This window comes from Paenibacillus sp. R-74696, from assembly GCF_055814915.1.
In genome coordinates, this window is record NZ_JBPULM010000020.1 from 39,976 (window position 1) to 50,302 (window position 10,327).

Annotated in this window: 11 protein-coding genes; 1 reads left to right on the forward strand and 10 read right to left on the reverse strand. The window is 46.5% G+C overall.

From position 1 onward, the window contains the following. The 6 genes from ACSR9A_RS05835 to ACSR9A_RS05860 form a co-directional block, all read right to left on the reverse strand. Complete coding sequence (locus tag ACSR9A_RS05835) at positions 1-1,122, reverse strand: AAA family ATPase (protein ID WP_473756143.1); 1,122 nt, start codon at positions 1,120-1,122, stop codon at positions 1-3. A 256-nt stretch (positions 1,123-1,378) separates the two neighbouring features. Beyond that, complete coding sequence (locus ACSR9A_RS05840) at positions 1,379-2,233, reverse strand: carbohydrate ABC transporter permease (protein WP_473756144.1); 855 nt, start codon at positions 2,231-2,233, stop codon at positions 1,379-1,381. Between the two features lie 48 nt (positions 2,234-2,281). Further along, on the reverse strand, positions 2,282-3,193 hold the full coding sequence (locus ACSR9A_RS05845) for a carbohydrate ABC transporter permease (RefSeq protein WP_473756145.1): 912 nt from the start codon (positions 3,191-3,193) through the stop codon (positions 2,282-2,284). Between the two features lie 75 nt (positions 3,194-3,268). Further along, positions 3,269-4,642 carry an extracellular solute-binding protein gene (locus ACSR9A_RS05850; RefSeq protein WP_473756146.1) on the reverse strand — a complete coding sequence of 458 codons (1,374 nt, stop codon included), beginning with the start codon at positions 4,640-4,642 and terminating at the stop codon, positions 3,269-3,271. Between the two features lie 47 nt (positions 4,643-4,689). Continuing rightward, complete coding sequence (locus ACSR9A_RS05855) at positions 4,690-6,006, reverse strand: glycoside hydrolase family 125 protein (RefSeq protein ID WP_473756147.1); 1,317 nt, start codon at positions 6,004-6,006, stop codon at positions 4,690-4,692. Positions 6,007-6,298: 292 nt separating this feature from the next. Beyond that, positions 6,299-7,456: a GntR family transcriptional regulator gene (locus ACSR9A_RS05860; RefSeq protein WP_473756148.1), complete on the reverse strand. Its 1,158-nt coding sequence runs from the start codon at positions 7,454-7,456 to the stop codon at positions 6,299-6,301. Between the two features lie 227 nt (positions 7,457-7,683). Here ACSR9A_RS05860 and ACSR9A_RS05865 point away from each other — a divergent pair, with 227 nt between their 5' ends. Further along, positions 7,684-7,890 carry a hypothetical protein gene (locus tag ACSR9A_RS05865; protein ID WP_341279948.1) on the forward strand — a complete coding sequence of 69 codons (207 nt, stop codon included), beginning with the start codon at positions 7,684-7,686 and terminating at the stop codon, positions 7,888-7,890. Between the two features lie 55 nt (positions 7,891-7,945). On the opposite strand, the gene ACSR9A_RS05870 is transcribed toward ACSR9A_RS05865, so the two are convergent. The 4 genes from ACSR9A_RS05870 to ACSR9A_RS05885 form a co-directional block, all read right to left on the reverse strand. Continuing rightward, entirely contained in the window at positions 7,946-8,611 is a 666-nt protein-coding gene (locus ACSR9A_RS05870; RefSeq protein ID WP_473756149.1) for a serine/threonine-protein kinase, read from the reverse strand. A 139-nt stretch (positions 8,612-8,750) separates the two neighbouring features. Further along, positions 8,751-9,065: a DMT family transporter gene (locus ACSR9A_RS05875; protein WP_341279950.1), complete on the reverse strand. Its 315-nt coding sequence runs from the start codon at positions 9,063-9,065 to the stop codon at positions 8,751-8,753. A gap of 1 nt (position 9,066) precedes the next feature. Beyond that, positions 9,067-9,474, reverse strand: a complete 408-nt coding sequence (locus ACSR9A_RS05880) for a DMT family transporter (protein ID WP_473756150.1) — start codon at positions 9,472-9,474, stop codon at positions 9,067-9,069. A gap of 40 nt (positions 9,475-9,514) precedes the next feature. Then, positions 9,515-10,129: a TetR/AcrR family transcriptional regulator gene (locus ACSR9A_RS05885; protein ID WP_473756151.1), complete on the reverse strand. Its 615-nt coding sequence runs from the start codon at positions 10,127-10,129 to the stop codon at positions 9,515-9,517. Positions 10,130-10,327: the final 198 nt, after the last annotated feature.

A 10,327-nucleotide genomic window follows, 5' to 3' on the forward strand; every position in this document is an offset into this window, starting at 1 on the left:
TTAGTTACTCACCACCTCGTCAAACTCTCCACTTTGGTAAAGTTTTTCAAGATTGTGACCTTCCCGTAACTCCCTTGTAGTCGCATCCGTAAGAGAAACGATCTTGTTTTGTGTCAAAATGAGATAACAATCCGGCCTCATGATTTTGTTGCTCATTAAATCGGTGTTATGCGTAGTTATGAGTATCTGGCTGTTCCCCTTCTTTTTAAGGTTCTCCACAATACTTTCTGATAGCGAGAAATGTAAATTTGCATCTAATTCATCTATAAACAAAAATGTTATTTTATCCAAATTTTTCATGATGACGTATAGTGCTGTTAACGCCTTTGTACCACTAGACATATTATCAACAAATTTGATAGGTTTTCCAAAATCAAAATACAATATAACTTTACCATCTGGATTCACATCTTTTTTCAGTTTAACGCGGATTCCCGCTTGATAAAGGAAGGAAGTAAAATCATCAATTAAATCGTTCTCGATAATAGAGCTTACCAAACCATCATTAACAATTTTGGGGCCATAGAAGCGCATTGTATGTTCTAATGGTCTCATGTAGGACATGCCTTCTACAAAAGCACTTAACTCCTTGAGTATTCGTAGCTTGTTTAGTTTTGCATTTGTAATAATGTATCTATATACGGGCATTTCATTATCCCATTCACTTAGATTCAAATGCTTCAATTCCTCATACTCAATTAAATGAGTAAAATCGCCCTTCTCTTCTGAAAAATCGTAACTATACAACGATTTGCCTTCTATAATAAGTTCTTCATATTTAATTATTTTCGCTGAAGATTTCTCATATTTATAAATAATTTCTTTACCCTGTATCACAAAACAATACATGAATTTTGCTATACTTTCATGGGAAATGGCGTTTATGTATCCTGCATCATCACCCATTGGATAATTATTTGCAAGTACCATAGATCGAATATCTAGCAATGCATACCCTAGGTTCGTTTTCCCAGTTGCATTTTTACCATATAAAATAGCTTTAGTAATCAAATTATTACTAATGCATTCTTCATTAAACTTATAGTCACGAACATTTGAGAAATCTATAGTTATTGGATCGCCAAAGATTCTATAATCTGAAACAGTAAACTTTTTCAGCATTCCACTCACTCCCGTAATTTTTTTACACCTAATAAGCATATACTAACAAACAGTTATATATACGTCCAATATTTCGTGGATATCAGCTATGCCATTAAACAATTCAGATACCGTTTCTAATTGAAATATCCGCCAATTATAATTGTGATACGTATAAACGCTTATATAAAAAACGATCATGTTTACAGCATATGCTGCAAACATGATCGTTCTCTATCTGCTATTCTTTTCTCAAATGTTACAATTCTCTTTCAGCTTAACCTTTATTCGCCCCGCCAAAGCTAAAGCCTTGGGACATAAAGCGTTGGCCGAACACATAAAGCGCGACCGCAGGGATCGTGTAAATGATCGAGAAGGCGGCCAGCTTTCCGTATTGCACGATGCCATTTTGCCCAAAATACTGGTAAATGGTCACGGCAGCAGGAAGCTTCTGTGGGCTTTGCAGCAAAATAAACGGAACGAGGAAGTTCCCCCAGCTGCCAGCAAAAGCGAAAATGCCTACTGTGAAAATACCTGGCAGCATCAGTGGCGCAACGACTAGGCGAAGCGTCGTCCAGATGGACGCGCCATCCACCCAAGCAGCCTCCTCCAGCTCCAACGGCACGGAATCCATGAAGTTTTTCATCATCCAGATGGAATATGGCAGTGCGGATGCGGCCAAGAACAAAATGGTGAAAAACAAGGAATCCTGAATTTCCATAAACAGGAAAAACTGATACACCGGAACCATAACCGCCGTAATCGGCAAGCCTGTTGCGAACAGGATTACATACATAAACGGGCGTTTATACCTCAGCTGATAACGTGACAGCGGATAGGAAGCAAGCCCCGCCGCAGTGACGACAAGCAGTGCTTGTCCAAGCGCCAGCAGTAAGCCATTGCCGAAGGAGCGCTGATTATCAGAGCTCGCTAGCGTAGACGTATAATTGCTTAGCGTTACCTCATCAGGCACCTTCAAAGCAAGGGTTGCGGCTCCATCGAATGAAGCCAATACGAGCCACAACATAGGAAGCAGGAACAATAAAGCGATAAAACTCAAAATAATATAAGGAAGCACCCGGCCGACCATAAACCGATTCATTCTGGGGCGCTTGCGTACGTTGCTGCTCATTCTCGCGTCCTCCTTTTAATAAACCATTATCCAAGCTTTGCGCATGGCTTACAGCTTCACTTTTAGAAGCTTCATATACAACAGACTGGCAACAATACCGATCAACAGCAGAACAAGCGAAATAGCTGTGCCGTAGCCAAGCTGATAGTTGACGAAGGCCTGATGATACATATAGATTGGCAGCGTCTCCGTTGCATTTCCCGGACCGCCACCTGTCAACGCATAAATAAGCGTGAAGGAGCCTAATGTTTGAAGCGTTACGAGTACCATATTCGTTACAACAGAACCGCTGATCATTGGAATGGTAATGCGGATAAGTCTTTGCCAAGCCGAAGCGCCATCAATCATTGCCGCTTCCTCAACCTCTTTAGGCACGTCGCCCAGTGCAGCCTGGAATACCATCATCGAGAAGGCTGTTCCATGCCATACGTTTGCAATAATAACGGATACCATCGGGAATGTGTACAGCCAAGCTATAGGTTCAAAGCCGATGCCTTGAATGAATGCATTAGCCGTTCCCGTATCATTCAGAAAAGCGAACCAAACAAATGCGCATACCACTTCCGGCGCTACCCAGCCAGAAATAACGATGGAGCCGACAACACTGCGGAATACGCGGTTTCTGCCATTCATTAGAAACGCAATAAGAAAGCCCATAACTTGCTGGCCAATAACGGCCGAGAAAATGAGGAATAGGATGGTGTTGCCTACAGAAGTGCGGAATGTCGCATCCTGAAACATATTCGTGAAGTTTTGGAATCCAACAAACTGCGTATTCGCTGCTGCCGCTCCGGTCAAAGCCATATTTGTAAATGCGAAATAAAAAGTTAAAACTGCCGGCACGAAGAAAAAGAGTAAAAGCAGCAGCCAGCTAGGCGATAAGAATAGCGCCGCCCTCCACTTTTCACCGCTGTTCCCTTTCCTTTTCGCTTTGGGAAATCGCGAGTTTATCGCTTCCATCTGGTATCCTCCTGACTGAATTTGAAAAAGACAAGCCGATTGTTGTTAAGCAACAATCGGCTTCCCAGCTGTGTGCTACTTCGCCGCTACTTTATCAGCGCCGACTGTTCTTTCTACGCTTTTTGCATATTCTTGCATGGCGGCTTCAGGAGCAAGTGAGCCCGATGCCACTTTTTCAACCATTTCTTGAATGGAAGTCGATACTGCTGGATAATTCGCATTAGTAGGACGAACGTGCGTGTACGTAATAAATTCAGCAGCTACGCCATACAGCGTGCCAGGCTGGCCCGTGTATTCTGTGTCAGCCGCAACGTCGGTACGAGGCGTTAAAGCGCCGTCCAGCATAGCGAACTCTTTGTTGTGCTGTTCATTAGTTGCCATTTTAATAAATTCGAAGCCCAGCTCTTTCTCAGCGGATTTCGCGCCAACGCTAAGCGTCCAGCCGCCAGACATCGATGTGAAGCCAGGTTCTTGGCCTTTTTCTGTCGGCATTTTCACGAAGTCATATACATCAAGCGCTTCTGGCCAAGGCTTGCCGCCGCTTGCCGACCAGTTGCCTGTCAGCCAGTTACCGTTCAGGACGATTGCTACCTTTTGATTCGGCATCAGATCTGTCTCCAATACTTGACCTGCTTGTGCAGTCAGTACTTGCGACATTTTTGGACCCATGCCCTCGGAGTAGATGGAGTGAATGAAGTTCAGCGAGCTCAAAATGCCTGGGCTTTGTGTAACCCATTTACCATCTTCATAAAGTGTATCGTCTGTTCCGTAAAGCAGCATTTCGAACGTTTGCATCGTTGTTGCTTCTTGGCCTGCTTTACCAGAGTTCATCCAGAAAGGAATAATGTCTGGCAGCTTGGATTTAATGGTGCGGGAAGCGCTCAGCACTTCATCCCAGCTCTTAGGCTCCCAAGGCACAGGCAGACCTGCTTGCTTGAACAGCTCTTTGTTGTAGTACAAGCCGCGAACGTCAGTAGAGAAAGGCACACCATAAATTTTGCTGTCCGTGCCTGTTACAGCCGCTTTAATACCTTCGTTGAATTTGCTCCAATCTTCCCATGCATCCACAGCAAGCGGCTCAAGGTAGCCGGCTTCGCTGTCGGCATTAATCATGAAGGAATCTTCAGCAAGCACCTCAGGCGCCGTTTTTCCATCCATCATGAGCAGTGGAATTTTCGTTGCATATTGCGAGCCTTCAATCGGCTGCAGCTCAACGGTAACGCCAGGGTTCGCTTTTTCAAAATCAGCCTTCACGCTAGTCAGCCACTTGCCCCAGTTATCCGTCTCATTCCATTTGCCATAAGCAACTTTAACCGTCTTTGTTGCTCCGGCTGCGGAAGTTGCTTCTGCGCCCTCCGTGCTATTTGTACCTGCATTTCCTGAACATGCTGCAGTGAATACAGTTAAAGCTGCAACCGTACCTGCCAGAATTGTTTTTTTACCTGCCATCTTGATCGCTCCCCTTATTGTCCGTCTGTTACGCTTATTATTTGTTCCTATATTGAACGAGCATTCATGCTCGATGGAACCTTAAAGCCGCAATACGTCAAAATCAATTCGCTAAACAAGGCATTGGCCCAAGAGAACCATTCGCGCGTATACTCGCTTGGATCATCTTTATGAAAGCCTTCATGCAGAAAATCAGTTCCAGCATCCGTGCTTTCCAGCACGTTCAGCAGCCGTTCAACCTCTGCCTCATCTTGTGAAGTCAGCGCTTGCATAGCCAGCGAAATGTGCCATATATAGTTTTCCGGGGTATGAGGGCTGCCAATTCCTTGCGCCGCCGTACCTTTGAAATAATAAGGATTATCCTCGCTCAGCACGAAGCGTCTTGTATTCAAGTATATCGGATCATCCAGCTTGCAGCAGCCGAGGTAAGGCAGGGACAGCAAGCTTGGCACATTCGCATCATCCATCAGATTGTAGCCGCCAAGACCATCTGTTTCGTAAGCGAAAATTTTCCCGAACTGCTCATGCTCGACCGTTGCATACTCTTCGATACCGGATTGAATTTCCTGACGGAGAGCAACCGCCTGCTTCGCCAGCACTTGATTGCCAAGCACTTCAACCGCCATTTCCGCCATATAATCCAGCACTACGACTGCAAACATGTTCGAAGGAATGAGGTAGCCGTAGTCACAAGCATCGTCGCTTGGTCGGAAGCCCGACCAGGTCATTCCCGTTACTGCGCTTGGCGTGCCTTTGCCATCATTAAGCAGCGTGTCCGACGGCGGGCAATCCGTTCTTTGGAAACGGTAGCTCGATTGCTGATCATGGTTCTGCTCTGTTCTCCACACCCGCAAAATGCTGGAGCAGGCTTCTTTAAATGCCTCGTCCAAATGCGCGGTAGTTCCAGTCGTCTTCCAAAGAAGATAAGCAAGCTGAATCGGATAGCAGAGCGAATCAATTTCATATTTGCGCTCCCATAGCCAAGGAGACATTTCCGTTAGATCCTTCTGATGCCCCTTGCTGTTGGCGTGCTCATTAAACGCATTCGCATAAGGGTCCTGCAATATATGTTGAATTTGCCGTTTGACAACGCCTTCAATTAAACGGGCCATCTCGGCATCTTCATTCGCTAAAATTAAGTACGGACGAACCTGCGCCGCGGAATCCCGGAGCCACATCGCTGGAATATCACCCGTAATGACGAAAATAGCACCGTCAGGCTGAGGCTTCAGCGTCGTTGTTAACGTATTGGAGAAACAATTTGCAAACATGCGGGCCAGCTTCGTACGGGAACCCAGCTTTCCTTCTACTTCCTGGATTAACGACTGCACCGATGTCGGCAGCGTTTCCATTACTTCAGTCATTTCATACATCCCTTTCTATTAAGCGCTTTCAAGAGGTTTATGTACCGATATTAATCTATATTTCATGGTATGTCAATATACTATGTTATATTATTTATAAACAAATAGCATACTAATCATTCTGCTAGACGCAGCTCCAATTTGAGCCCATAAGGCATAACGATATATAGCAGAAAACCCTTGCTGTCTCGGTTGACAGAAGGGCTTTGTCCATCTATATGCTGGTATTTAGTTTCTCTAATAAGCCAGAAAATATGCAAAGCATATACAACCTGCCCAGCAGCCCGTTTTTCTATTGGGGTGCTGGCCCTGTCGATTTGCCAGGGACAAGCTTTACTTGCAGCGATATTTTGCTTGGGAGCGTGGCGCCTTGAATGAGTTCCAGAACATTATTGACGGCGAGGCGGCCAATTTCCTTCTCATTCTGCTCCAAGTGCGTGAACGGATACAGCGCCGACGTGCTCTGCGGGCTATCAAAGCAAATAATCGAAATTTGCTGTGGAATTTGCAGGCCCATCTTTTCTACCGCTTCCTTCGCGATGAGCGCCAGCTCATATTCCATCGCAAACAATGCGGTAATCCTCGGATGCTCGCGCAGCATCTGCTGAATGATTTTCACATATTTATCGATGAGGTGGCTGCTGGAATTGTCATTGGACGTCCAGTTCATATCGGTCAGCCAGGACGAGCGGTCCAGCAAAATACCGCCTTCGGCATGCGCCTGCACAAACCCCTCAATTCGTTCCTCAATCGCTACATTATCCGTCACCCGCGAAGCAAGCAGCCCAATATGGCGATGCCCGTGATTAAACAAATGCTGTACACCCATTTTCGTCGCTTCCACATTGTCTGAGCTGATTGCCGTTGTGTCCGTCCATTTCAAATAACGGTCAACCAGCACATGCGGGAATTTATCAATGACCAGCTTCAAAATTTCCGGGCTGAAGTTTTGCCCGCGCGTCGGATAAATAATCAGGCCATCTACCCCGTATTGGCGAAGCATCTGAATCGCTTTCTCCTCCACATCGGGCTGGGAAAAAGAGATGCGCAGCATCAAATAAACGCCGAGCGCCTGTGCCGTCCGTTCCATCTCCGACAGCATTTCCTTGCCATAGCTGTCGCTAAAATCCTCCATAATGAGCCCTAATACAACTTGCTGTGTACGAGCAGCAGCAGCCACTGGATCTTGAGCAGGAGGAGCTTCCACCTGTTCCTGAATGGCATGCTCGATAACGAAAGAGCCGCGGCCCGGCTGACGCATAATATAGCCGTCCTGAACGAGCATATCCAGTGCTTTCTTGGAGGTAATCCGGCTGACTGAAAATTCCTCCATCAGCTCCTTCTCCGAAGGGATGCGGTCACCGACCGTATAATCTCCGATTTGAATCTTTTCGCGCAGCATCAGATACATTTGTTCATATCTAGGCTTTAAAGCGTTCATGCCTTCCATTATACATTCACCTTCAGCATCTATTTGGTCGTACTGGGACGATGTCGTAATTATACATATCCACCTAGTATACTATGTCATGTCATTTCTGGAAAGCTTATAATGCCGCTTCTGGCAAATGCAAGCTTATCCTTCAGCCCTTTGAATAAATCTGTCATGGCAGCGGGAGGACCCGGAATATATATAGCTTGAACGGATAATCTGTGCAGAACTCGGAGGTGCATAGGATGGGGCTGCTGTGGCGGCGGTGGGTTGCCATCAGAACCGAAAGCGGTTCTAGGGCGGATATCATTGACCGATTGGAGGCTCATTTGAAGGCAAGCGGCATTAAGGCAAAAGTTACTCTTGAAGGCAATTTAAAACGGCTTCACGTGCTTAAAAAGGACGTTGAAGCCGCTCAGCACCAGCTGGACGCTTTCGACGCCGAACCTTAAGCACAGGCGCGGGCCGGGCACGCATCGATGGATGCGGCTGCCCGGCCGCGCAGAGCTATCTGGATGAAGAACGCACCCAGCGATAGCCTTTGCGGACACCATTCATGACCCACTCAGGCACAGGCATGGAATGTTTGGATAGAAACGGCATGTAAATCCGGTTGTACGCTTTTTTCAAGTCATCCCACATCATGCAAGGCTCTTCTTTAAGAAAATCGGATACATCCACGACAAGGCCACGGTCATCGCTCGATACCATTACATTTTTGCCATGAACATCATGTGGAAACAGTCCCTGCTCACGAGCGTAATCCAAAGCTGCATCAATTTCCGCAATAATGCGGTCCTCTATGATCACACCCTCAAGCACACACTTGTATAACGTTTTCCCTTCAAGCCTGCGCAGCATTAAATATTCCAGATCATTGCTTTTGGATGCATGGTAGCAGGTGGAATATGCAGGATGATTGCCCAAACGGCGATAAACTTCCCTTTCCGCTTCCCAGCCTTCCCTGCGCGGCGCATACACCTTCACGGCTATATCCTGCGCATCCCGATGAACGAATACACCAGCATAATTTCCCGCCCCAAGCAGCTCCCAGCCTTCCGGCAATACATTCACTTGAACGGGCTCGCCATGGTTAATGCTTTGGAGCTTCACGCCTGCAAGCAGCGTCCGTTCGGTCATCTCAATCCATTTCTCCAGCCGTTTCTCTTCCATACCTTGTGCCTGCCTCTCTCACCATGTCTATACTCTATTCTATTATTTTAAATCGGAAACGGCGAAAAGAAAAGAAGAGCGACATAGGATCGCTCTCCTTCTTTAGGTTTATGGTCTACTATTATCCATATCGCAAATATTAACCTACCAGCTTGAGGCCAATGACGCTGCCAATAATCATGAGGACGAAGAAGATTTTACGCCAATCGCGTGATTCTCCGAAAAAAATCATCCCCAGAATGACGCTGCCGACCGAGCCGATTCCCGTCCAAATACCGTATGCGGTACTGATCGGAATGTCCTGAAGCGACCGCGACAGGAAGTAGAAGCTGATGAAGCCGAAAATAATCGCTCCAACCGTCCCTCTCCACCGTTTAAAGCCATCCGACAGCTTCATGAATGTGACGCCGCCGACCTCGCCAAGGCCGGAAATAATAAGAAAAATCCATGCCATTTTATTTTCCGCCCCTTCCCTGCACGAGCGGTGCTGATTTCAGCGCTTCCGGCGCCGATCCATCAGATGCCTGCTCCTGCTTCGGCTTTTCGCTGGATACGAGCTTAAGTCCGATAATGCCGATGATCAGCGTGCCGACCAACAGCAGGCGTTTAATATCCGCGGACTCGCCTAATACCAAAATGCCGAACACGACCGTACCCGCCGTACCAATTCCGGTAAATACCGCATAAGCCGTGCCAATTTCCAACAATTGCATGGAACGGGCGAACAGCACAAAGCTAATAATAATTAAAATGACTGTAATGACGCTTATTAGCGGGTCTGTAAATCCTTTCGAATATTTAAGACCGAAGGTCCAGAATACTTCAAATATGCCACCGAGTATGACATAAAGCCAAGCTTTCATATTAATCTCCCCCTGTTAACTTGCAATGAAGCCAAGATGACTAAGCTGTCGTCCAGTCTTTCTCTAGCATTTCCCATACGGTCTGCTTGCGCGAGCTGAATACCGACTGTTCATAAATCTGATTTGCCACGAGCAAACCATCCAGCAGCGTATAAAACACCGCAATCATATTCTCCACATCCCGCTGAGGAAAAATGCCTGCCTGCTGCCCCTCCAAAAATAATGCGCCCACAATAGCGTCCACCCGCTGCTCATGCTCCAAAAAATCGACGCGGAACTGCTGCTGCAAATGCTTGGGCGGCATTAGCATCATCCGTTTCAGAAACCATTGGCCGACCGTCAAATGCGGAAAGTCCGTGAAAAAATCGTACACCTCGCGCAGCCGCTCTAAAACAGGCCTGCCTTGCGATTGCTGCATAAGCTCCTCAAATTTCATGCCCTCTTCGGCAATAACATCCGCGCAAAGCTCTAAAAAAAGCTGCTCCTTCGACTTAAAATGAGCATAGATAGATGGCGTCTTAATCTGAACCGCCTTGGCGATATCGGACATCGACGTTCCTTCGTAGCCAAATTCGGTAAAGATCGTCAAGGCGGCATGCTTAAGACGCTCTGCCGTTGCTTTTGATGCTGGCACTTGTATGGTGTCCTTTTTCATAGCCTCATTCACCTTTCGGCAATCATTCTTTTTACCTAACGAACGTTAGTTAGTCTTTCAATATTGTATGACGCCTTTATCTAAAAGTCAAGGCTGCAGGCTTTAGAAGGCAAATTGTACCCGCTCCTCCTTCCATCCTGTACACACAATTGCGGCGGCGTTTACCTTTATATACAAAAAAAAGCCCCCTGCCGCTTG

Bases quoted from the DNA above. Each gene is read 5' to 3' on its own strand.
- ACSR9A_RS05850 (WP_473756146.1), bottom strand. From the start codon at position 4,642: ATGGCAGGTAAAAAAACAATTCTGGCAGGTACGGTTGCAGCTTTAACT.
- ACSR9A_RS05835 (WP_473756143.1), bottom strand. From the start codon at position 1,122: ATGCTGAAAAAGTTTACTGTTTCAGATTATAGAATCTTTGGCGATCCA.
- ACSR9A_RS05865 (WP_341279948.1), top strand. From the start codon at position 7,684: ATGGGGCTGCTGTGGCGGCGGTGGGTTGCCATCAGAACCGAAAGCGGT.
- ACSR9A_RS05860 (WP_473756148.1), bottom strand. From the start codon at position 7,456: ATGGAAGGCATGAACGCTTTAAAGCCTAGATATGAACAAATGTATCTG.
- ACSR9A_RS05875 (WP_341279950.1), bottom strand. From the start codon at position 9,065: ATGGCATGGATTTTTCTTATTATTTCCGGCCTTGGCGAGGTCGGCGGC.
- ACSR9A_RS05870 (WP_473756149.1), bottom strand. From the start codon at position 8,611: ATGGAAGAGAAACGGCTGGAGAAATGGATTGAGATGACCGAACGGACG.
- ACSR9A_RS05845 (WP_473756145.1), bottom strand. From the start codon at position 3,193: ATGGAAGCGATAAACTCGCGATTTCCCAAAGCGAAAAGGAAAGGGAAC.
- ACSR9A_RS05885 (WP_473756151.1), bottom strand. From the start codon at position 10,129: ATGAAAAAGGACACCATACAAGTGCCAGCATCAAAAGCAACGGCAGAG.
- ACSR9A_RS05880 (WP_473756150.1), bottom strand. From the start codon at position 9,474: ATGAAAGCTTGGCTTTATGTCATACTCGGTGGCATATTTGAAGTATTC.
- ACSR9A_RS05855 (WP_473756147.1), bottom strand. From the start codon at position 6,006: ATGACTGAAGTAATGGAAACGCTGCCGACATCGGTGCAGTCGTTAATC.
- ACSR9A_RS05840 (WP_473756144.1), bottom strand. From the start codon at position 2,233: ATGAGCAGCAACGTACGCAAGCGCCCCAGAATGAATCGGTTTATGGTC.